Annotated in this window: 17 protein-coding genes; 9 read left to right on the top strand and 8 right to left on the bottom strand. The window is 44.5% G+C overall.

Annotated elements, in window-relative coordinates; all coding sequences use genetic code 11:
- Nucleotides 1-10: 10 nt before the first annotated feature.
- The 4 genes from EZ437_RS17850 to EZ437_RS17835 all read left to right on the top strand — a co-directional run bounded on the left by EZ437_RS17850 (nucleotide 11) and on the right by EZ437_RS17835 (nucleotide 8,049).
- On the top strand, nucleotides 11-1,909 hold the full coding sequence (locus EZ437_RS17850; RefSeq protein ID WP_131597428.1) for a RagB/SusD family nutrient uptake outer membrane protein: 1,899 nt from the start codon (nucleotides 11-13) through the stop codon (nucleotides 1,907-1,909).
- 32 nt (nucleotides 1,910-1,941) lie between these two features.
- Nucleotides 1,942-5,004: a SusC/RagA family TonB-linked outer membrane protein gene (locus EZ437_RS17845; RefSeq protein ID WP_131597427.1), complete on the top strand. Its 3,063-nt coding sequence runs from the start codon at nucleotides 1,942-1,944 to the stop codon at nucleotides 5,002-5,004.
- 9 nt (nucleotides 5,005-5,013) lie between these two features.
- A complete protein-coding gene (locus tag EZ437_RS17840; protein ID WP_131597426.1) occupies nucleotides 5,014-6,780 on the top strand; it encodes a RagB/SusD family nutrient uptake outer membrane protein in 1,767 nt (588 codons plus the stop codon).
- 75 nt (nucleotides 6,781-6,855) lie between these two features.
- Nucleotides 6,856-8,049 carry a glycosyltransferase WbsX family protein gene (locus EZ437_RS17835; protein ID WP_131597425.1) on the top strand — a complete coding sequence of 398 codons (1,194 nt, stop codon included), beginning with the start codon at nucleotides 6,856-6,858 and terminating at the stop codon, nucleotides 8,047-8,049.
- A 37-nt stretch (nucleotides 8,050-8,086) separates the two neighbouring features.
- On the opposite strand, the gene EZ437_RS17830 is transcribed toward EZ437_RS17835, so the two are convergent.
- Both EZ437_RS17830 and EZ437_RS17825 read right to left on the bottom strand, forming a co-directional pair.
- On the bottom strand, nucleotides 8,087-10,534 hold the full coding sequence (locus tag EZ437_RS17830; protein WP_131597424.1) for a phosphocholine-specific phospholipase C: 2,448 nt from the start codon (nucleotides 10,532-10,534) through the stop codon (nucleotides 8,087-8,089).
- A 108-nt stretch (nucleotides 10,535-10,642) separates the two neighbouring features.
- Nucleotides 10,643-11,185, bottom strand: coding sequence for a YfiT family bacillithiol transferase (locus EZ437_RS17825; protein WP_131597423.1), 543 nt, complete (start codon nucleotides 11,183-11,185; stop codon nucleotides 10,643-10,645).
- A gap of 550 nt (nucleotides 11,186-11,735) precedes the next feature.
- Here EZ437_RS17825 and EZ437_RS17820 point away from each other — a divergent pair.
- From EZ437_RS17820 to EZ437_RS17810, 3 genes are all read left to right on the top strand, one after another.
- On the top strand, nucleotides 11,736-13,034 hold the full coding sequence (locus EZ437_RS17820; RefSeq protein ID WP_165500465.1) for a DEAD/DEAH box helicase: 1,299 nt from the start codon (nucleotides 11,736-11,738) through the stop codon (nucleotides 13,032-13,034).
- Between the two features lie 94 nt (nucleotides 13,035-13,128).
- Entirely contained in the window at nucleotides 13,129-13,812 is a 684-nt protein-coding gene (locus EZ437_RS17815) for a hypothetical protein (RefSeq protein ID WP_225869614.1), read from the top strand.
- Nucleotides 13,813-13,822: 10 nt separating this feature from the next.
- Nucleotides 13,823-15,691, top strand: a complete 1,869-nt coding sequence (locus EZ437_RS17810; RefSeq protein ID WP_131597422.1) for a hypothetical protein — start codon at nucleotides 13,823-13,825, stop codon at nucleotides 15,689-15,691.
- A 26-nt stretch (nucleotides 15,692-15,717) separates the two neighbouring features.
- Here EZ437_RS17810 and mazG read toward each other — a convergent pair whose 3' ends face one another.
- From mazG to mnmD, 6 genes are all read right to left on the bottom strand, one after another.
- The gene (gene mazG, locus EZ437_RS17805) at nucleotides 15,718-16,527 is read right to left on the bottom strand and encodes a nucleoside triphosphate pyrophosphohydrolase (RefSeq protein WP_131597421.1); all 810 of its coding nucleotides are present in this window, start codon (nucleotides 16,525-16,527) and stop codon (nucleotides 15,718-15,720) included.
- 44 nt (nucleotides 16,528-16,571) lie between these two features.
- Nucleotides 16,572-17,681, bottom strand: coding sequence for an AI-2E family transporter (locus EZ437_RS17800; RefSeq protein WP_131597420.1), 1,110 nt, complete (start codon nucleotides 17,679-17,681; stop codon nucleotides 16,572-16,574).
- Nucleotides 17,682-17,684: 3 nt separating this feature from the next.
- Nucleotides 17,685-18,638: an aldo/keto reductase gene (locus EZ437_RS17795; RefSeq protein WP_131597419.1), complete on the bottom strand. Its 954-nt coding sequence runs from the start codon at nucleotides 18,636-18,638 to the stop codon at nucleotides 17,685-17,687.
- A gap of 83 nt (nucleotides 18,639-18,721) precedes the next feature.
- Nucleotides 18,722-20,722 (bottom strand): urocanate hydratase, encoded by a 2,001-nt coding sequence (locus tag EZ437_RS17790; RefSeq protein ID WP_131597418.1) that lies wholly within the window; start codon nucleotides 20,720-20,722, stop codon nucleotides 18,722-18,724.
- Nucleotides 20,723-20,732: 10 nt separating this feature from the next.
- On the bottom strand, nucleotides 20,733-22,304 hold the full coding sequence (gene hutH, locus EZ437_RS17785) for a histidine ammonia-lyase (RefSeq protein WP_131597417.1): 1,572 nt from the start codon (nucleotides 22,302-22,304) through the stop codon (nucleotides 20,733-20,735).
- A gap of 79 nt (nucleotides 22,305-22,383) precedes the next feature.
- The gene (gene mnmD / locus EZ437_RS17780) at nucleotides 22,384-23,052 is read right to left on the bottom strand and encodes a tRNA (5-methylaminomethyl-2-thiouridine)(34)-methyltransferase MnmD (protein WP_131597416.1); all 669 of its coding nucleotides are present in this window, start codon (nucleotides 23,050-23,052) and stop codon (nucleotides 22,384-22,386) included.
- 102 nt (nucleotides 23,053-23,154) lie between these two features.
- Between mnmD and EZ437_RS17775 the strand changes: the two genes are divergently transcribed.
- Nucleotides 23,155-23,448 (top strand): nucleotidyltransferase family protein, encoded by a 294-nt coding sequence (locus EZ437_RS17775; RefSeq protein WP_131597415.1) that lies wholly within the window; start codon nucleotides 23,155-23,157, stop codon nucleotides 23,446-23,448.
- A complete protein-coding gene (locus EZ437_RS17770; protein ID WP_131597414.1) occupies nucleotides 23,438-23,788 on the top strand; it encodes a HepT-like ribonuclease domain-containing protein in 351 nt (116 codons plus the stop codon). Before EZ437_RS17775 ends, EZ437_RS17770 begins: the two co-directional genes overlap by 11 nt.
- The last annotated feature ends 7 nt before the right edge of the window (nucleotides 23,789-23,795 follow it).

The following is a 23,795-nucleotide window of genomic DNA, read 5'->3' as shown; positions in this document are numbered from 1 at the left end:
AAGAATAATTATGAAACTCAAATATATATTACTAACCCTATTTGTCCTTTGCATAAGCTTGGGTGCTTGTAAAAAGACCCTTGATATGGCGCCGGATGGTAAACTCTCTTTAGATGACGTATTTGCTGATAATGAAAAGGTACGTGCTTTTCTAAACAGCTGTTATGCCAACATGCCCGGAAAAGGTGCAAGGTATTTCTTTTGGTCGCGCGGACCCGTGGTTTGGAGTGATGAAGCCTGGGATACGGATGCTGAAGCTGAGTCAGGCCTAATGGCAGGCCGCATGTACAATGGCAATGCATCGGCAGATAACCACCCGGCTGTAAACGTGAGTACTGAAGCAGGAAATGGAAACTATTGGGCACGGTACTGGTCGGCCATACGCAACTGCACGATGTTCATCCAGCGCATTGATGCGGTGACTGTTTCTGCCCCTGCAGACAAAAGCCGCTGGAAAGCGGAAGCTCAACTGCTTCGTGCGTACTATTATTCGGAATTGTTGAAATGGTATGGAGCCGCATTACCTATAGAGCGTGAGGTTTACGATTTTGATGCTGATTTTTCTACCATAAAAAAGGAAAGCTTTTATGATGTGGTAAAGTTTATCATCGAAGACTGTGATGCTGCGCTTGCTAACGCAGAGCTTCCATGGAGGATTACCAGCGCTGGCGAAGCTGGTCGTGTTCAAAAAGCACTCGCCGAAGCCATTAAATCCCAAATGATTCTTTTTGCAGCCAGTCCGCTTAACAATGCTGGGAAAAACTATTGGGAGGAAGCTTATCAGGTCAATAAAACTTCGTTAGCCAATCTAAAAGCAAATGGTTATGAGTTATACAATCAGGTAAATTATCCGCAGATCTATTTGTCGAATGATGCCTTCCTGGGTCCGGATAAAAATGTAAAAACTGCCCTGTTCAATGAATATTTCACACAGAATATGGCTTATTCCGCCACACCTGTAGATCGTGAAACGATCTTTCAGAGTCGTGAAGGCCAGGGGAATACCTGGGATGTCGATGGTATAGGTGCGCAGAATGGTTACAAATCAGGCACCTGTCCTTCACAGGAATTGGTTGATGCATTTGAAACAACAGACGGACAACCAATTCTCAATCTGGGCAATCCATATGCTGATGAGCAGCATACGCAGCCTAACTACAATCCTCAAAACACGCAGTACGATCCTGCCGATCCTTATAAGAACCGCGATCCGCGTTTCTACGCAAGCATTTATTACAATGGGTCTAAAAGAAAAGCACAATGGAATTTTGCAGAGGTTCCGGAGTCGTACGAAAACTTTCCAGCACCACAAGCCAACCGCACCAGGATTATCGCCACTTATGTAGGAGAACCACAGACAGGTATACATGCTACCACCAGAAGAGCTACGCGTACGGGATACTTTGAGCGTAAGTTTCTTCATCCAAATTCCGGAAATGACAATACCGTTGCCGGAGCTAACCATAAGTTATTCCGTTTAGGAGAGATCATTCTGAATTTTGCTGAAGCCGCGGCCGAAGCCGGGAAGCTGGATGAGGCTACCGATGCAGTCAACGAGATCCGGGTAAGGGTAGCCATGCCATTGCTGGCTAAGGGCCTTACCAAAGACCAACTGATCCTGCGCATCCGCAATGAGCGAAGGGTGGAGCTTGCTTTGGAAGAGAACCGCTATTTCGACGTTCGTCGCTGGACGCTTCCCACAGGTGATCTGGCCGATACAGACCAATGGGTGACAGCCATGGAGATCACCAGGAATTCAAATGGTAGTTTTACTTACAAACGCCGTCCGGTTAGACCTACAGAGCGTAAAAATTACACCAATAAGTTCCTTTTGCTGCCAGTTCCGTTAAATGAGGCCAACCGCCTTCTTGGAATCACAGGCATCAACTGGCAAAACAACGGGTGGTAATCACAATTTTATAGCATTCAACGATAAATAAGATGATGAATAATCTAAAGATCAATATACTAGCATTTACTTTTGTGGCTCTGATTTGTGTCTGGAACAAAAGTAGCGCGCAGGAAGTGCCCATTCAGATAAAAGGTACGGTAAGAGACAATCATGGCCGGCCAATCCCGGGAGTAACGGTAAATGCCGGACCCGCAAGAGGGACAGTGACCGACAATAAGGGTGAATATACACTGGTAAAAGGCGATCAGCCCCTGACTTTTTCGTACAACGGTTATGTAACCCAAAAGATTAGCACTGTTGAAAAAGAACAGCTTAATATTACACTGCAGCCCGACGCGCATAACAGAGACGAAATCGTATACCTTGGGTATACTGCTCAGCGCAGGGGCGATGTATCCGGAGCCGTATCTACGGTCAGTGGGGAAGAACTTGAGCGTGCTCCGGTGGCCAATCTTACCCAAACTTTTCCAGGCCGGTTGGCTGGTCTTACCGCACAAGAGGTCTCTTCTGAACTGTCAAGGGCTACAACTAACCTATATGTTCGGGGAATATCTGCCGCAAGAGGTGCCGGGCCTTTGGTGATGATAGATGGAATCATTAATTCTTACAATAGTAATCAGACGCTGGACTATATCAGCGCCAATGAAATTGAGTCGGTTACCCTGCTTAAAGATGCTTCTACACAGGCGCTATATGGCATACAAGGTGCCAATGGTATTTTGGTAATTACCACAAAACGCGGCAATAAAGGGGATGTACAAATTAAAACAACACTGGATCAGGCATTTCAAGAAGTGACGACCAAACCGCATTTTTATAATGCAGCAGCGTATGCGACAATGAGGAACCAGGCAGCCGTTAATGATGGTCAGAATAAACCCTTCTCAGACCAGCAGATGGAAGGTTACCGAAGCGGTACAGATGAGCGCTATCCGAGCACCAACTGGTACGATAGATACATGGAAAATTATGCTTCTATGCAGCGCGCGGCAATAAATGTGACGGGTGGCAGCGATAATGTGCTGTTCTATTCCAACCTGAACTTCATGCACCAGGGCGGTCAGTTCATTACCGACCAGACGGAGTACAATCCCAATGCAAATAACGTATGGGTAAATTACCGCTCCAATGTAGATATGAAACTCAACCGTTATCTGAAAGCTTTTGTTCGCTTAAGTGGAAATGTTAAGAGAGAACGAACACCAGGTGCAGGAAATGCTACCGTTTATAGCAGTTTGTTCCAGATACCTCCTACCATGTACGGCCCTTTAAGCCCGGATGGAAAGGTGCTGACCACACAAAATGTGGCTTCACCAACGTACGGATTGCTCAACCGTACCGGTTATGTGAGGCATACAGTCACCAATATTACTTCGCAGTTTGGGCTTGATCTGGATATGGGCTTTCTGACCAAAGGATTAACACTGAATGGTACAATGGCTTATCAGACCAACGCTGTTGGGAGTTTGAGTACAAGAGAGGATTACGAGCGATTCATCAGGTCAGGGGCCGACGACGCACTTACTTTTATTAAAAAGGGTGATCAAAATGAAACCCCGCTTGCCTATAGCAAAACACATTCTTACTATTATCACCTTACCTACAACACGGCGTTAAATTATCAGCGCGACTTTGGTAAACACAATGTAGGCGCAATGGCCTACATGTTTTTTCAAAATTTAACCAGAACCGAGACCTCATCTCCGGGCTTATTACCTTATAACCGAGTTAGTTCTGGGGCTGAGTTTAATTATGGTTATGATAGAAGGTACCTCGTCAAGTTTGACCTTGGCTATTCCGGATCCGAGCAGTATGCCAGGTCCCATAGGTTTACTGCTACACCTGCAGTATCCGCTGCCTGGGTGGCATCAAATGAGGTCTTCCTAAAGGACTTTAACTGGCTGAGCAATCTGAAGCTCCGTGCTTCTTATGGTAAAACGGCTAATGACAATAGCGGGCTTGGTCGTTTTGCCTATCTGGATAATGTTACGGTCAGCAAAGGCGGGCCAATTGGTTACCTGCAATATTTAATAACCCAGCAACAAGTTGGTAACCCTTTTGTAGAAGCGGAGGTGGCTATCAAACAAAACCTGGGGCTTGACCTTGGGTTCTTCAACGCAGTTTCTATATCAGTCGACGTTTTTAAAGAGCGAATGAGCAATATGATCGTTGGAGGTGCTGCCACTATACCGCTGTACCAGGGTGTTCCGCTCGGCAATTATCCAAGGGGAAACAATGGAGTGTTTGAAAATAAAGGCTATGAAGTGACGGCCGGTTACAATAAGGCCATCAATAAGAATCTGAGTGTTTCTATTGGGGGGCAGCTTAGTTATATCGACAATAAAGTGATCAGTGTAAACGAGGCAGTACGTACGCCTGATTATGCTTATCCAAAGCAACAAGAAGGATTTCCTTTCGGCCAGCAATTTGGATACCTGGTAGATTACAGCAATGGCAACGGTTTTTATAACACACAGGAGGAGCTTAATAACCGAATTCCGTTTAACAATGCCGAGACCAAAATCCGCCTGGGCGATCTGAAGTATCAGGATCTGAATGGAGACGGACTTATCGATTTGCATGACAGGGCGCCTATTGGTTATGGTTCTTTACCTAAATATTCATACGGAATCTCCGGTGGACTTACCTACAAGGCGTTCGACCTAAACTTCCTTTTTCAGGGGATTGGTAAATACACAACGTTCTTTAGTGGTCAGGGTGTATATGAGACAGACATCGATGGGGTCTTTGGATCACTGCATCAAAATGCATGGACAGCGGAGCGCTTTGCTAATGGCGAACCGATTACTTCACCAGCGCTTTCTATCGTAAAAAGCATCAGCCATGAGGCAAGCGATTATTATAGCTATGACCGCTCTTTCATTCGCCTTAAAAACATGCAATTGGCTTATACACTGCCTGCCAGACTGTCGAAAGCGATCACCGCTGATAAAGTTAGGTTCCTGCTGAGCGGACAAAACCTGATCACCTGGGACAATATGAAATCCAAAGACTTTGGTCCTGACGGCGGAGGTTATAATTCCTTTCCGGTATACAGAGTTTATAACCTAGGAGTAAACGTGATATTTTAATTTACCAACATGAAAAAATCAAATCTTTATATAGCCATATTGACCGCAGGGATGCTATTTTCCTGTAATAAAAAACTGGATCTTCCAAGTGATGGAAGGATCACCATGGACCAGGTATTTAGCGATTATAACCGCACACGCGGTTACCTCAATTCCTGCTATGGTTTTGCACCGGCACTTTCGGTAGACCGTGCAGGCTTCACTGACGATGCGCAGGATGCGGACGACATCACGCCGGGCTCACGCTTCCAAGCCTGGTATGCAGGGAATATTACGACGACGAATTATCCATCGGTATCTATAGACGGAAGTCCATGGGCTCGCTTGTATGAAGGTATAAGGAGGTGCAATGTCTTCATAGAAAGCATTAAAACAGCTACTGTATTTGCTACTGAAGCTGAAAAAGGAGGTTGGACTGCACAAGCACATACCTTGCGCGCCTTGTATTATCTTCAGCTGATCAAGCGTTATGGAGGGGTACCGATTTTTGATAAGCCACTGGAAATCAACCATGATTTTTCTAAAGACCGAAAGGCTACTTTTTCTGAGGTTGCCAGGTTTATCATTCAGGATTGCAATACTGCATTATCTTATCCAAATACCAGGGAAGGCTTCCCATGGGCAATCTACGAGAACCAGTTTGGCATCATGTCTAGGGCTGTAGCCTATGCTATCAAGTCGCAGACCGTAACTTTTGCGGTGAGCCCTTTATTTTCAGATGGTACATTCACGGTGGCTGAAGCCACAACCATTACCGCCGACGCCCTGGCGCAATGCCTTGCCAATGACTATAGGTTGTTCAATCTGGTTCCTGCTGCTACGGTAGCACAGAATTCATATGCCCTGTATCACTTTACGACTTCCAATGACCAGCGCGCGACAGACAAAGAGACGATTTATCAACTTGGTGGACAAATGCGCATGTGGGAATTTGCGGGCATGCCGTCTAATCCAGGTGTAACCAAAGCAGGTCCCAATCCGACTCAGGAACTGGTAGATGCTTATGAAATGGCAAACGGCCAGGTACCTATTACAGGTTATTCAGACGCGGACCAGCTGGTTCCGATTGTAAATACAGCCTCTGGATACGATCCCGAAAATCCATATGTGAGCAGAGACCCAAGGTTTTATGCTTCCATCTACTACAATGGAGCAGTGCGCTTTTTAAACCAGCCGACCGGGAAGAAAGTTGCAACCAATATAGGTGGCGCTGAAGGAATTTCGACAACCAATCGCATCAATACGCGCACAGGCTACTATACAAGGAAGTTCAACAATTCTGCTTCGGGCCGCACCAATAATGCCGATGGTTCTATCAGGCTTTTCAGGTTGGCTGAACTTTATCTGAACTTTGCTGAATGCGCCTATCAATCAGTAGGCCCAGATGCGCAGGTAACCTCCGGTTCGTTCAATATGAGTGCCAGGGAGGCCGTAAATGCTGTTCGTGCCAGGGTAAATATGCCTGCTTTTCCAGCAGGAATGTCTAAAGAAGCATTTGAAGCCAGATACCGCAACGAGCGCCGCATCGAACTTGTCTTTGAAGACCACCGCTTCTTCGATGTTCGCCGCTGGAAGATCCTAGATCAGACAGATAAATCTGTTACTGGTATGCGGATTGAAGGCACAGTGGCAGCGCCAACTTATACCCGTTTCAAACTAGGAGATAGAAATGCCCACTCAGAAAAATACCTTTTGTATCCAATAGATCAGGAAGAGGTCAACAAGGTGATGAATTTAACCGGACAAAATTGGCAAAATCCTGGCTGGCTTGACTAAATTGCATTCGATAGCCGTTATGGCCTTTCTGAAAACCGGAACAGACTATAACGGCTTTACCAAAACACCATAAAAATGAACGATAAAACAACCAAACTAACCGCGATATTCGCGCTCTCCATCTCGGTCTTTATCTATGCATGCAGTCCAAAGCTAAGTAAGAATAGGGTCGCAAAACAAGACTATGACGTTGCGGCATTTTACTGGCCAGCCTATCATTACGAACCGAAGGCCGAATTTCTTTTTCCTGACAAAAAAGGTGAATGGGAAATTATCTATAAATCGACGCCTAAAGAGCCTGGTCACGCCCAGCCAAAGGTTCCCATGTGGGGATACCTGGATGAGGCCAATCCAAAAGATATGGACAAAAAGATCACCGCTGCGGTAGCGCATGGGGTCAATACTTTCATCTTCGACTGGTATTGGTACAACGACGGGCCCTTCCTGGAAAGCTGCATCAACGATGGATTTCTAAAGGCCAATAAAAACAGGATGAACTTCTACCTGATGTGGGCCAACCACGATGCAACTACGTACTGGGCTAAGGATAACCCAAGAAAAGATTCTGTGATCTGGAAGGGCTCCGTAGACCGTAAACAGTTTGATATAGTAGTCGACCGCGTAATCAGCAAGTATTTCAAAAACCCGTCTTATTACAAGATCGATGGTGCACCTGTTTTCTGTATCTATGAACTGCATACCCTCATTGCCGGATTGGGTGGTGCCGAGCAAACCAAAGACGCACTTAATTATTTCAGAAAGAAAACAATGGCAGCGGGCTTCCCGGGGCTTCATCTGCAGGGAATTCTTTGGGGGGCGTTGCCGTCCAGCCTGGTAGGCGTGCCAGGTGAAAAAATAGAAACTCAGAACAAAGTGATGGAATATTTTGGCTTTAACAGTCTGACGAACTATTGCTGGGCACACCTGCAAAACCCTGACGGGGACTATGAGAAATGGGCCGACCTGTCTACCAATATGTGGGGCGGCTTTAGTAAAGATTTTACCATCCCATATTTCCCTAATCTTACTATTAGCTGGGATGCCAATCCAAGGTTCCCTTACAAGACAGGCTACATCAATAATCCTTCCCCTGCTAAGTTTGCGAAGTACGTAGAAAAGGCCAAGGCCTTTGCCGATGCACATCCAAATCAGCCTAAAATAATAACGGTCAATGCCTGGAACGAGTGGTCGGAGGGAAGCTACCTCGAACCCGATACCCTGCATAAAATGGGCTACCTAGAAGTGATGAAGAAAGCATTTATTAAGTAGCAGGTCGGGCAAGAAAGTCTGTACCTGGCTGCCTATGCTAAACCATCCCGCCCATTAGCGGATCTGTAAAACTGGATTTTTGATGTTCCACATGCCCGGCATATTGCTGGGCATATTTTTTATTGCCATCCAGGCGGATCGTGAAGTCATACCAATTGCGGCTGTTTATCAAATCTATCGTAACACTTAGCTCAGTTTTACCTGCCGGCAGCACAATGCTCCTTGCTTTACCGCCGTAGGCATTGTCAGCAAGGATGAATTTAAGAGCCTCATTACTGCCGGTGCCGTTTCGCTTTAAGTGGACAACCACATTACCTGTTGGTACCGTAGGCCTATTCTTTTCCCGCTCATAGCTTAGACTTACCAGCACCTGCGGATCTCTGGCATCACCACTATAACTCCGGTAAAACCCGTTGACACCGTATACTTTAAGGTCGTATAATTCATCGGCGAAATCTTTCAAAGGCCATGCATACGACACAGTGTCACCAGCCGCTACAGTAAATGCCCAGTTCCTTCCTCCACCATATACATTGTATCCTGCGCCACTGCTGCGCTCGCCAAACACCGACTTACCAGCTGCAAGATCAATCTTAAGAGCAGAACGATCAGCACTCATTCCAGCGGTCGCATATAGCTCATAAGGAATCGCATTGGCAGGTTTGATTCCTTTTTCCTGTTGCGGCACATGTTGGTTTCTCAAAGGATTTTTAAGCACTTCAGTTATTGCTTGTTCATCCAGCTTTCTGAAATTGTCAGGCAGCTTCGCATACTGTGCTTTATGGATGGATTCCAGGAAAGGTTTTCGCTCTACCGGCTTTGGCATATCGATTTTCTCTCCGTTGTATGGACGGAATACCGAAGTAAGGTCTCCGCACAAACTTCTTCTCCAGCTGCTGATGTTGTCTTCAAATACTTTCTCTCCTGTTTTATGGCTTAGAAAATGTTCCAGAAACTGAATTGAAGAGGTGTGGTCAAATACTTCTGAGTTGACATAACCACCCCTGGACCATGGCGAGACTACCACCATTGGTACCCTAAATCCCAGACCTACCGTACTTTGCCTGCTGCTTTGCTCGCTTTTGTGCACAAACTCCGGCCTGGCGTCAAGTGATGCTGAAACCTTACCGCTGGTGGGATCTTTAGGGTCTGGTGCTACAAAAGGAGGGAGGTGATCAAAATATCCGTCATTCTCGTCATAGGTCAACACAAAAATGGTCTTCTTCCATACCTCAGGGTTCTTAGTCAGGATGTCTATCGCTTCTGATAAATACCAGGCCCCATACCATGGCGAGCCAGGATGGTCAGAGAAATTGGACGGTGCCACAAGCCAGGATACAGTAGGCAGTTTACCATTGTCCACATCGCTGCGGAACTGGTGCAGTACATCTCCTTTAGGTATTTTTGCGGTCCGTTCAGTACCATTGTCATCATAGGCAATTGTTTCCAGCGTATGGTAGTCCGGGTCGTTTACATTTGTTACAAAAGCCCGTTTGTGCAAATCCAGCTGCTCGGGTGTCAGCTCTGCCAGTGTGTTTTTCTCCAAAAACTCAATGTCTTTGATCACGCGCTCCAATCTGCCCTTTAGCTTCTCGTCTGTCTTGTTTTGCAACTGCTGCTCCATTTCCAGGCGCTGTTTTTTCAAGTGTGGCAGGTGCAGCGGATGTCGCTTTACGTGATACTGCTTGAAGAACTCCATGTCATTGTCCGTAAAATTAGCCAGCCAGTCATCTTCGTCGCCGTTCAATCCTACACCCACACTTAGTTCATTCTGGTAGATCTTCCAATCTACCTTATGCTTCGATAGCCGTTCCGGGAATGTGCTCCAGTTTACCCTTTCAGATCCGTCTATAAAACCGTTGGAAACATGCGGCAGGGAGCTTTCATTTTGTTCTTCCCTGATCTTGCCTGTCCAAAAGAAACAGCGGTTGGGGCTGGTTCCCGTCAGCATAGAGCAAAAGTTGTGGTCACATACGGTAAAGGCATCGGCCAGGGAATAATAGAATGGGATATCCTCACGATTGTAATAACCCATCGTTAGCGGCATATCAGCATATTCTTTATTTCCCGATCTTTTTGCCTCCAGCCATCCATCATAATCACCGTTGTTTCTTGCGTCCACCTGGTTTTCCCAGGAATGCGGCAAGGCGTTCATCCAGGTAGCTTTAGTATCTTTTATATCAAGGCGGAAGGGCGCATAGGTTTCTCCTTTTTTATTGCTTTGCAGCCATACTGGATAGTCGTTGGGCAATCTGATAGCCCGGGGATCATTGAAACCCCTTACGCCCTTCAGCGTCCCAAAGGCATGGTCAAAAGACCTGTTCTCCTGCATGAGGAATACTACATGCTCTGCATCAAGATAGGTGGTACCTACAGCAGGATTTATGGCCATAGCCCGCTGTATAGACTCGGGTATCAGCCCCGCCATGCCCAGCGCACCGGTCAGTAGGGATGCTTTTTTAATAAAATCTCTTCTGCTTTCCATATAGTGTCTAGGAGAAAATAGGGTGGTGGTTAATTTTAAGCCAAAACTAGGTTAGGACTATAACATCAACATGAAAAACCTATTACCTTATTATAAACAAGCTGATACCTACCAGCCCTTTCTTTTCTTCAATTCTGTAATCTGCGCCAGATGGTGCCTGCCATGATGAGCATACAAGGCCACAACTTCCGATAATTTGATTGTTTTTCCATGTTCAGGATGGACAAATGCCTTTGTTAAGTCCTGGTCACTTAGCGATTTTAACAATGCTACCCAACGTATGTGCAGGCCTTCCAGCAATTGTAAGCTGGAATCTACCGGTGTGTTTTTACCATCTTGCAATTCCGCCCAACGCTCCTCAAAGTATGGCTTTATAGTAGGGTTGTCTTCAGTCAATGCCAGTTTACACCTGATATAGCTGTTTATGTGGCTATCTGCTAAATGATGGACTACCTGACGTACTGTCCAGCCCTCAGGCCTGTATTGTGTATCTAACTGTTCCTCATTTAAGGCGAATACTTCTTCTTTGAGCGCATTTGGAAGCGTTTCAATCTCCATAATAAAGGTATCTATCATCTCCCTGGAAAGCGTAGAAGGCGGTATATACTTTCCTATCGGAAAGCGAAGTTTTTCAAGCTGTTCGGTATCCATGTTTTCTATTGCTGATATTTTCGGCTCTAAGACCCAATATTTTATATAATCTTATAAATTTAACAAACCTTTTTAATTCTGTGCAGTTATAACTCATCTAACTTTAAATTACGATCATGGCAAATTTAAATGTACAACCAAAAAAGAAAAGCCAATTTTGGCTTTGGGTGATGATTATCTTTGTCCTCGGCTTATTGTTGTTTTTCTTTTTGAATAAGGACAACACCGAAACTTCCGATAAGATCGAAAACGATTCTCTCTATACCCAGCCGAACTAATCAAAGCAAATTTTCAGTGTTTCTGATGCATTTTGAATGCGTTCAGACAGCCTTCGTTTTGACTGAAATATAAATAAATAATGACAAGACTATAAGTCCAACTTTTACTAGTAAATAGTTGGACTAAACTTGGACTCAACTTGGACTCAAGTTGGATTCAGTTCGTAGGCTGATACTAGCCTGCTTCTTATCCTGCCGAAGTAAGGTGATTTAGCATTCTATAAAATTGTTGTAAACTATTTTAGTTAAATTTGCTGATTAATACTAGAAAAGTGTCGTTAGATAAATTAAAACTGAGCAAGCCATTGATTTCGGCTATGACAGATGCCGGATACATCTCGGCTAAAGAGATCCAGGTCAGAACTATGTCGAGGATTATTGGTGGTCAGGATATCATTGCAGTAGCCCCTGAGGGAAGCGGCAAGACCACAACCTACGTACTCGCGGTTTTGATGAAACTAAAATACAGCACCGATGAAGCACCAAAGGTACTTATATTGGTGCCAGATGGGGAGCGTGTGGAAGCTGTCATAGCACAGTTCAAAATGCTGAGCGGTAACAGAAACCTGCGGATCATGGGACTGTATGGTACTGGGGGGACAGAAGAAACAATCCTCGACCTTCTTGAAGGAGTGGATATTGTTGTGGCTACACCTACGCGAGCACGGGCAGTATACCTGAAACTGGGATTAAACCTAAACAGGCTGCAGATGCTGATTGTAGATGATGCTGAGGTGATTGTGAAACAGGGAATGCAATTGCCTGTTTGTGAGTTAGCAAGAAGTGCTGGCAAAGTGCAGCATCTTATTTTTACAACAGTGGTGCATGAAAAATTGAATCATATGATAGATCAGTTCCTCACTTTTCCTACTACAATTGAGGTAGAAGAACTAGGGGAGGAAAGGGTAGAGACACATCAATTGCTGCTTTATCAAGTTCCCAATTTTAAAACCAAGATCAATCTATTGAATTTCATGCTACGTGATGATGAGGTCTTTGAGAAAGTAGTAGTATTTGTAAATACCCGTCTTACAGCCCAGAAACTTAGCAAGAGCCTGGTTGCTTATAAACCTGGCGAGGTATTAGTCCTGAACCCGCTATTCTTTGACGAAGCCGGTTTTGATCATATAGAAGATTTTAAAGAAGCAAAAGGTGCAAGGATGCTGATTGTGGCAAACGAAGGTAATTCATCACCGGATCTGTCCGGTATACCATTTATCTTTCATCTTGAATTGCCAGAGCAGAAAGAATTGTTTTTAAGCAGGGTAGTGAAAAATAGTGATGAAGAGGCTGTAGCAATAACTTTTACTACTGATCTTGAACTGGCCGACCTCAGGAAAATCGAGCAGTCCCTGGGCTTCAAAATCCCCGTGATGGACTTGCCCGAAGATTTGGTGGTTGACAAAGTCGAAAAATCTCCTGGCAATAAGGTTAAAACAGTAAAAGAAACCATCGACGATTCTCCAAAAGGAGGAGGTGCATTTCACGAAAAAAAGGAAAGCAACGCCAAAAACTATAATTTTGGTATAGGTCAGAAACTAAAGATGACGATGAAGAAGAAGCATGGCTAAGAGCTAATCAATGATGCAATAAATAGCTAGTTATAGCTATTGACGCAAGCGCTTTTTATAGTCAATTTAGATCAGAAATATAAACACCTTATAAATGAGAAAATGTTTACTTCTGTTCTGGGTTTTAATTCCTTGTGTCCTTTTCGGGCAGTCTAATCCATCCGACACGGTACCCGGTATAAAAGGAGCCCTGTCGCTCCAGTTACAGGCAGGTACGCAGGGGTTAGGCGCTGATCTGCGCTATGCTGTATTGCCGGCACTGTCTCTGCGGCTAGGGGCCAGCTTCATTCCTGTGACTGTTAAAAATGCCTTCACTTTTTCAGGCTTTGAGTCCAGAAATGATGTGGACGTCAAATTCTCCAATGTTCATTTACTGGCTGATTTCGTCCCTTTTACAAATATGAAGGGCTTCAGGGTTGTTGGCGGTGCAGGTTACTTATTTGAAGCAAATGGGGGAGTCAATGTTGTACCTACGGGTAAATACAATTTTGGCGAAATTGCGCTTACACCTGCACAGGTTGGCAAAGTCAACATCGATGTTTCCTGGCAAGGGCTTGCGCCATACTTAGGTATAGGGTTATTTAAGAGCTTTCCCAAGAAGCTTTTCAACATCAATATTGATCTGGGTAGTTACTACCTGACTACACCAAAGACTACTATTGTGGGAACAGGTATGTTGTCTGGCAATGACTCCCAGGAGGAGCTCATCAACAGCAATATGAGTAGTTACCGCTGGTTGCCCGTAGCTCAATTGAACTTCAATTTTAAACTAAAATAATCCGCTACCTATGAAAAATATTTACTTTACAACAAAGCTTGTATCGACTTATATTGGCTTGGGTTTTATCTTCCTCGCTTCTCTGTCTTCTTGTAAGAAATCACCAATCGACAACGTCCGGATCGTGATTGACCCCGATGTTATTAAATATTCTATGCTTTTAGAAATCAGGGATGCCGCTGATAATAAAATAAAACCACAGGATGTAACTGTTAGTTTTTCAGGTCAGGATGCCGGACACATTTATGAGGCAGCAGGAAAGAAAAAGTTTACCGTACAGGAGGGTGTAATCAATATCGGGCTTGGGCCAGACAGAAAACCTGTCACCGGCAGCCCGGCAAAATTTACTGTAGTAGTGAATGCAAATGGTTACTTGCCTGTTACGCGTGACCTGGAAATTTCGGATGATAAAAATTCACAGGTTGTGAGTATAAAGTTAATTAACATTAATAAACCTCCTGCAGGCTTAGAGATCATACAGCAGTCTGTATCCCTTGCAAATGGAAGCGTAGCCCAGCGCGCAGCTTATGGGATATCATCCAAAGCACCATCGGTAAATAGAAAACTATCAGGTGATAAACTAAGCGCAACATCAACGGCATCAGCTACCACCCCAATTGATGATCAGACACAAGTTGTATTACCTGAAGGAACTAAGTTTTATTATTATCAGGCAGAGAATACAGGCACTGTTACCAGTACTATCAGGGTTCCCGTTTCTAAGACAGAAAATGTCGAACTAAATGAGGGTAACGGTACAGCTACATATACGCGTATAGTCGACTATGTGACTAAAGAAATCGTTGAGCCCGCTACCACCTATCGGAAAGTTAACCTGAGCAAGGAGAATGTGATCATTACTGCTGTCTATCGTAAAGGAGAGGACATTCCTTATTCGGTATATCCTTATGATATTTATAAATCATTCGATGCCAAACTTCTTACCGGCCAGACCTTAGCTGAAGATAAGATACTTTATAAAAGTGCGGTAACCAAGAAGCTTGTAGACCTCTTTTTTACGGCTAAAGTAGAGGATAAAACGGGAACTACAACTACAATACGTGAGGTAGTTGTTACCCCTGAAAATCCAATCAGCTGGTACACAAGTTTTGTATTAAATCCATCTTTTATCAATCCGGTGACTAACAAAGCTATTGTTAATGGCGACGTAATTGAATGTGGTCTGGATCCAAAAAACAAAACAACTTTAAGAACAACGGTAAAGGAAGTAATCCTTGGCAATGGCAGTAAACAATTAAGGGCAGAAAGTCAGACTACTGATATCGGGTACTATTTTCCTGCTGTTTATACGGCTGATTACAATTATAGTTTCAATACAGCGTTGTCAGCAGAAATAGCAGATGTATACAATGTTTATGGATATATATATATTGGCATAAATACTGGAAGTGCCAACCTGGGTACGCAATACAAGATCTCCCCAGATCGGGGAGCGGCAGCGTTAAGCGGAAAAATACGCTCTTTTACGCCTATTCAAATAAGCTCCGGATATACTGTATCTTATTGGGGAAAGTCCTATTCTTCTATTCCAATATCCGGTGGTAGCGGTACGTTTAATGTATTTGCCGATATAGCACAAAAACTGACTATTGAGCCCGCAGTTTCATTAGATCTAAAGTTTACCTGTCCTGGGAAGGTTGAATACCTTGGCTTTGGTACCGCATATATAACTGGTAGCGACGAAAAAGAAGGCTGGGCCCATCTCAAGAATGGAAAATGGGCTACAAATGGCTTTACTCAGGGACAAAGCTATCATGCAGAGATAAATATTGATGGAGGCCTGATCACATGGGATAATAAGATTGAAAAGTATAATTACGTTGAAAAAAAATCTCTTAAAACATGTCCTGATAAGTAATGACCAGCTATACCGGGAGCTGCCTTTTAAGGGAGCTCCTTAGCCTCATTCCAGTACACATCCATCTCAGCCAGGGTCATATCCTGCAGTGCCTTGCCGTTTGCTTTGGCTTTGGTCTCCAGATATTGAAAGCGTTTGATGAATTTCTTATTGGTTTTCTCAAGCGCGTTCTCCGGGTTGATGTTGATGAAGCGGGCATAGTTGATTAACGAAAAAAGCAGATCGCCAAATTCGCCTTCTGCTTTTTCTATGTCAATATCGGCTTGATCGGCTAGGTTGTATTCGTCTTTAAATTCCTGGAGTTCTTCCTCTACTTTTTCCCATACCTGCTCTTTATTGTCCCAGTCAAAACCCACGCCACGTGCTTTTTCCTGTATGCGGCTTGCTTTGACCAGTGAAGGCAGGCCCGCTGGTACACCCGCGAGGACAGATTTGTTGCCTTCTTTTAGTTTCAGCTTTTCCCAGTTGCGTTTTACATCATTTTCATCCTGTACTTCTACATCGCCATAGATATGGGGGTGGCGGCTGATCAGCTTCTCGCACACACCATTCAGTACATCTGTAATGTTGAAATCGCCTGTTTCCGAACCAATGCGGGCATAAAAAACCAGGTGCATCATTACGTCGCCAAGTTCTTTTTTTACCTCATCCAGATTGCCTTCCAAGATAGCGTCAGACAGTTCGTAGGTTTCCTCAATGGTTAGATGGCGGAGAGTTTCCATGGTCTGTTTTTTGTCCCATGGACATTGGGTACGCAACGTATCTAATACGGTAAGCAACCTTGTAAAGGCAGAAGCTGCATCTGGTGCAAAAGGAGGAGGAATATTATTAGGCATTGTGCTTATTTTATGATGGTAAAGGTAACTATCATTGTCGTCAATTATTCCTGTTCTTCCAGTTTAATGTTTTTTGTGATGTGATATACCTTACGCTTATGAGGCTTATCCTCGCCACCAAGTAGTATACCCCAGGGTTTTAACTGGTCTATGCGTTCAAAAATGACCTTGAGCATAGCCATATATGGAATGCATAGAAACATACCTGATATGCCCCATATCATTTCACCTACGATAATGCCAATAAAGGCGAAGAGTGCATTTATCTTCACTTTCGAGCCTACCACCAGTGGCATCAATACGTTACCATCGACTGCGTGTACTGCTACAAATGCAACCATAACGATCAGCATTTTTGCGGCACCTGCGGTGGCGAACGTGATCAGTGCGCTGATCAGCAAAGCGGTAAAGATACCTATGTATGGGATGATGTTGAAAATGCCCGAAATGAGGCCCAGTAATACGAAGTATTTTACACCCAATGCCCATAGCACCAGGATCATGATCAGGGTTACGATGATCATTTGCAAAAACAGTCCGGTAATGTATTTCTTGATGATGTATTGAATACGCGACACGATATCGCTTACTTTTTCCTTGTGCTGTTCATCAAATACTGAGGTTAGGAACCTAAACAGGATCCGTCGGTAGTTGAGGATAAAAAAAGTAAAGAGCAGCAAAAATGACAGGAAGAGCAGGGTAGAGGATAGTGTGAGCAAGGTAGCACCAAGTACGGTAGCACTGGTTGCCAGAGCGCTTGCTGTGCTGTCTTTCAGGTAGTCAATCTGATTTTTTGTATTGACATGAAACGTATTGGAGATCCAGACCTGCAGGTCATGGAAGGAGGTTTCAGCTTGTTTTTTCAACAGTGGCCAGTCTTGCCAGAGGTCGGTCATCTGATTTACCAGGAAATACATAACACCTGAAATAAACGCGATCATCAGGACGACTGATATGATCGATGCAATGCTCCTTTTAAAGCGCCATTTTTTCTCGAGGAAATTGGCCAAAGGCAGGAGCAGCAGCGACAATAGAAATGAAGTAAGCAAAGGGGCCAGCAATGTTTGCCCGATTATGGCGATATAGCCTAAACAAATGACAGAAAATAATACGAGTGCCAGTTTCGCATAGAATGGTAGCGTGATATTTTTCATAGATCAATGCCAGTCGCTGGCTTCATCTAATATAGCAATATCTTCTGTATTTAATTTCAATGCTGCAGCTCTTGTAAAATCTTCCAACTGGTCCATGCTGGTCACACTAGCTATCGGTGCAGTTACAGATGGCCTCGCTATTAGCCAGGCCAGTGCTATACCGGCCTGGTTGGCACTGTATTGTTCTGCTACTATGTCCAGTGCTTTTAGTATTTTAAATCCTCTTTCGTTCAGGTATTTTTTGATCCCGCCCCCGCGCTGGCTTTTATCCAGATCTTCTACTGAGCGGTATTTGCCTGTCAGGAAACCGCTGGCAAGCGAGTAGTAAGGGATCATGCCAAGGTTATTGTCCAGCACCATCTGCTCGTAGTTTTTTTCATAGCCTTCCCTGGCGTAGAGGTTGTATTCCGGCTGCAGGGTCTGGTATCTGGGAAGGTTTAGCCGGTCAGACGTTTCCAGCGATTCTTTAAGTCTTTCAGGCGACATGTTTGACGCGCCAATCCACCTGATCTTGCCTGATTTGACCAGTTGGTCGTATGCTTCTAAAGTTTCCTGTACTGGAGTTTCCAGGTCATCATAATGACTCTGGTAAAGGTCTATGTAATCTGTTTTTAATCTTCTTAGTGAATCATCCACAGATTTTAAGATGTATTCTTTAGACAAGCATTTCTTGTCAGAATCAAACAGGGAACCTACTTTGGTAGCGATGACCATTTGTTCGCGGTTCTTTTTCTGACGCATCCAGTTGCCGATAATATTTTCAGATTCACCGCCTTTATTGCCAGGCACCCATTTTGAATACGAGTCTGCAGTGTCAATAAAATTAAAGCCAGCTTCAGCAAAGCCGTTCAGTATTTCAAATGATTTCTTTTCGTCTATGGTCCAGCCAAAAACGTTGCCGCCAAAGGCAAGCGGATAAACCCTCAGGTCTGAATTGCCAAGTCTTCTTTTTTCCATGATATGTTGTTGCCATAACAAATATAATGCTGTAGTGTTTCCCTAAGGTATATTCTTTGTAATATTAAAATAGCTTTTTGATACTAAAATAACTGGTCCAGCAAATCGTCTTTTACTACGTTGGGCAATGTGACCTGAAGTAAGGGAGTACGCTCCATTTCTCTCCGGATGGCAAAATTGGCTTCTTTGTTCCTGGCCCAGCTTCGTCTGGCTATGCCGTTGTTGACATCAAAGAAGAGCATGTTCTTCAGCTTTTCATCCGCTGTTTCAGAGCCGTCGAGCACCATTCCAAATCCCCCGTTTATTGCTTCTCCCCAGCCCACGCCGCCGCCATTGTGGATAGATACCCAGGTAGCTCCTCTGAAACTATCGCCGATTACGTTGTGTATGGCCATATCTGCGGTGTAACTGCTGCCATCATAAATATTACTGGTTTCCCGAAAAGGGGAGTCAGTGCCGCTCACATCATGGTGGTCGCGGCCTAGTATCACCGGCGCAGCAAGCACCTGAGCTTTTACCGCTTCATTGAATGCCACTGCTATTTTAGCCCTGCCTTCGGCATCGGCATAAAGGATCCTGGCCTGCGAGCCAACCACCAGGTTGTTTTGTTTTGCTTCCCTAATCCATTTAATGTTGTCTGCCAGTTGCTGACTGATCTCCTCTGGTGCCGTTTGTTTAATTTCCTGCATTACTTTCAGTGCTATGTCGTCTGTGAGCTGCAGGTCTTCGGCCTTGCCCGATGAACATACCCACCTGAAAGGTCCGAAGCCGTAGTCAAAGCACATCGGCCCCAATATGTCCTGCACATAAGAAGGGTATTTAAAGGTTTTGCCCTCGGGCGAGATTACATCAGCACCAGCCCTGCTGCACTCCAGCAAAAAGGCATTGCCATAATCAAAGAAGTAAGTTCCCTGAGCTGTATGCCGGTTAATGGCCGAAGCATGTCTGCGCAATGATTCCTGCACCTTTTCTTTAAAAAGTTCCGGTCTTGTGGCCATCATCTCGTTTGCTGCTTCAAAAGAGAGCCCGGCAGGATAGTAGCCTCCCGACCAGGGGTTGTGCAGTGAGGTCTGATCTGAGCCGATCTCTATAAATATATTTTCCTCAGCAAAGTGCTCCCATACATCTACTATGTTTCCGATATAGGCCAGGGCTACAGTCTCTTTATTAGTTTTAGCGGTTTTAACCCGTATGGTTAGTTTATACAGGTCATCAATAAGTTCATCCACCCAGCCTTGCTCATATCTTTTCTTTGCTGCGGCAGGGTTGATCTCAGCGCATATTGTAATGCAACCTGCTATATTGCCAGCTTTTGGTTGGGCACCGCTCATTCCACCCAATCCTGCTGTAAGAAAGATCTTTCCTGCGGGGCTTTCATCAGGAGCCAGTATCATTCTGAATGCATTCATCACCGTAATGGCCGTGCCATGCACAATGCCCTGCGGACCAATATACATATAGGAACCAGCAGTCATCTGCCCGTATTGTGTTACGCCCAGCGCATTATATTTTTCAAGATCATCAGGCTTAGAATAGTTAGGCACCATCATGCCATTGCTCACTACTACCCTTGGTGCCTCCGGCCCTGAAGGGAATAGGCCCATCGGGTGACCGCTATAAATATGCAGGGTTTGCTGGTCAGTCATCTGCGATAAGTACTGCATTGTGAGCAGGTATTGTCCCCAGTTCTGAAATACAGCGCCATTTCCACCATAGGTGATCAGTTCTTCAGGATGCTGTGCTACTGCGGGATTCAGGTTGTTCTGGATCATGAGCATGATACAGGCGGCATGCTCATTTTTTGCCGGGTAATCCTGTACAGGCCTTGCATACATTTCATATTCAGGTAGGAAACGGTACATATAAATACGGCCGTACTGGTTGAGTTCCTGTAGAAATTCAGTGGCAAGCGCTGGATGCCATTCCTCAGGGAAATACCTTAGGGCATTACGGAGCGCCAGTTTCTTTTCTGCTTCGTTTAATAGGTCTTTGCGGCGTGGCGCATGGCTGGCTTTGGTGTTGTAAGGCCTTGCGGCCGGCAGTGCAGCCGGAATACCTTGTACGATCTGTTCCTTAAAGTTCATGTGCAAATGCTTAAAAGAGATCAAAATATTCACTGTATGGGGTACTGAGGGTCAGGTTTTCCAGTTCTGCAGTGGCCTTCGCTACTTGTGTCAGTTCCTTATCTTTAACCAGTTCAATGCAGGTCTGCATCATTTCATACATGATGCCGTCAGTTTCAATATGCGGCACTTTACTGCGCAGCAGTTTGTGGATGGCTACAAGGATCTTTCCCGATTGCAGGGGATGATGAAAGTCCATCGCCTGTGCAGCGCAGAACAGCTCTATACCCAGTATTTTCTCTACATTTTCTATGACCTGCAGTGCTTTGCGGCCGCTTATAGAACCCATGCTTACATGGTCTTCCTGACCCAGAGAGGTAGGGATGCTATCTGCACTTGCCGGAAAGCAAAGGCCCTTATTTTCACTTGCCAGCGCTGCTGAAGTGTATTGGAGGATCATGAAGCCCGAGTTTAAGCCGGTTTCTCTGAACAGCAATTTAGGCACATTAGGCGTATTGCCTTCCAACGATAGATAGATTCTTCTGTCGGCTATGTTGCCCAGTTCCGACGCCGCCAGACAAGCATAATCCAGGGCCATAGCCAATGGCTGACCGTGAAAGTTCCCTCCACTAATGGTATGGTCTTGACTAAATATCACCGGATTATCGGTCACGGAGTTCAGTTCAATTTCCAGCAATTCCTTTAGGTGCAGCCATGCATTTCTTGACGCACCATGTACCTGCGGTATGCATCTCAATGAATAGGGGTCCTGCATACGGGTACAATTGGCATGCGAGGGGACGATCGCTGAGCCATTTAAAAGATTCATGATGCTAGCAGCCACGTGGATATTGCCCTTAAATGGCCGTAGCTGGTGCAATTCCGGACTAAAGGGTTTTACAGAGCCCATCAGCCCTTCAAGCATCATGGCTGCAGTAATATCGGCCGTATCCAAAACATTTTGCAGTCTCTCGACCACTTTTACCGCATGCGCGGCAATGAACTGCGTGCCATTGATCAGTGCCAGTCCTTCTTTTGGTCCCAAATGCAGGGGTTCTATGTTGTGCTGTTTCAATAGCACCTCTGTTGATATCAATGCACCCTGATAATGCACTTGTCCGAGTCCTATCAAGGGCAGGAAGAGGTGAGATAAAGGAGCCAGGTCGCCTGATGCACCTACCGAACCCTGTTTGGGCACTACTGGAACCGCATCATTTTCTATATGCCAGATAATCCGGTCCAGGGTCTGTTCCTGGATACCTGAATAGCCCTGCGCCAGTGCCTGTACCTTTAGTATCAGCATCAATTTAGAGATTTCTTCTGCTATTGGTTCGCCTATGCCCACCGCATGACTCTTAAGGATGTTGTCCTGCAGTTTTTTGGTGTCCTCTGCCGAGATCATGGTGGTGCATAACGGGCCAAATCCGGTATTGATGCCATACACCGCCTTATCTGCCGCCGCTATATTGGCAACTGCCCTACCGCTTTGCATTATTTTATTTCTTGTTTCGGGTGTTAATATCCCTTTAATTGAACCTTTGCTGATTGCGAGTGCTTTACCAGCAGTAAGAAAGTCTGTGCCGTATTGAAAAATAGTTTCCACGCCTGAGTTTTTTTATGAATAGGCAAATATATTTGAAAGTTGACCGCTAACTAACATTCAGACCAAAGTATTTACTGGTCTAGTCTTTAATAGCCCTGAGCATTTCCCTTTTTCCCGGTGCTCCCGGTAGCTTTTCTATTGTAAAACCATTGCTTTTTAAGGCCCGTTTTAATTTGCCGGTAATGGCATAAGTGACAAATATCCCTCCAGGTTTCAGAAACTGACAAGTATGCGCAATGATCTCATCCGTCCACATCTCGGGCTGGTGCTGTACAGAAAAAGCATCGAAGTAAACGAGGTCAAACAGTTGTTCAGTCTGGTATCTATGCAGGTAAGTATGCATTATTCTAAGTTGCTGGTCGGGCAGGATGTTTACCGACTGCTGCATAGCCTTACCATAATTATGAACCATACTCGCCCAGATTTCCGCAGGAATGTATTGCCCATAACCCGTAGATTCCAGTTCTTCATTGGTCAATGGGAAAGCCTCCAAAGACGTATACTTAAGCTTTATATGATGCCATGCACAGTAAGCTGCGCTTAGTAAAAAGTTTAGCCCTGTACCAAACCCTACCTCCAGCACATTGATTTCCTGATCAGGAAACCTGGCCACAGCATGTTCCAGTCCCGCTGCGATAAATACATGCTTGCTTTCCTGCAAAGCACCATGCTTGGAGTGATAATGCTCGCCAATACTTTCATTATATAAAGTATTAGATCCATCAGCGGTGGGAGTCAATTTGTTCATGGGGGTAATCTTGAATCTGTTCGTACAAACTTATACAAAGGCAGCTATAGTTTAAGAATTGTTTTATACTTTTATACATTATAATTCCTATACTTGTGTACTATGAATTTGTCTCCCCAGCATATTAGTAGCATCAACCGTTTTTTTAGCAGTATACCTGTTAAACGGGCTTATTTGTTTGGCTCCTATTCCCGTAATGAAGCCAATGAAGGTAGCGATATAGACATACTTGTTGAGCTGGATCACTCGACTCCTATAGGTATGAAATTTTTCTTCTATAAAGACGAGCTCGAGCGGATTCTAAAAAAGAAAGTTGATTTAGTAAGTTATGAGGGGCTTTCTAAATATGTTAAACCTTACATTGATAAAGATAAGGTATTGATTTATGAAAGGTAACTTAGGTGATAGAGTAAGGTTACATCACATTTTAGATGCCATTTCCGAGGTTGATCTGTATTTACAGAATGTGTCTTTTGAACAATTCGTATCGAATTCGGAAAAGCGCTTCGCAACTATTAAGCAAATTGAAATTATAGGCGAAGCTTGTAATGCTTTGACGTCCGAATTAAAAGAGGTAAATCCACAGGTTCAATGGAGACAGATTATTGGATTTAGAAACTTTTCAATACACGGATATTTTGGGATTGACAATCAGATAGTTTGGGAAATTGCAAAGAATGATTTATCTGAGCTGAAAGATCAAATGGCAAATATTCTTGAGTCGTTAGTTAACTAGAGAAATC

This window comes from Pedobacter psychroterrae, from assembly GCF_004331695.1.
GTDB lineage: Bacteria > Bacteroidota > Bacteroidia > Sphingobacteriales > Sphingobacteriaceae > Pedobacter > Pedobacter psychroterrae.
Note: the sequence above shows the minus strand (reverse complement) of the source record. Positions and strands in the feature narration are given on the sequence as shown.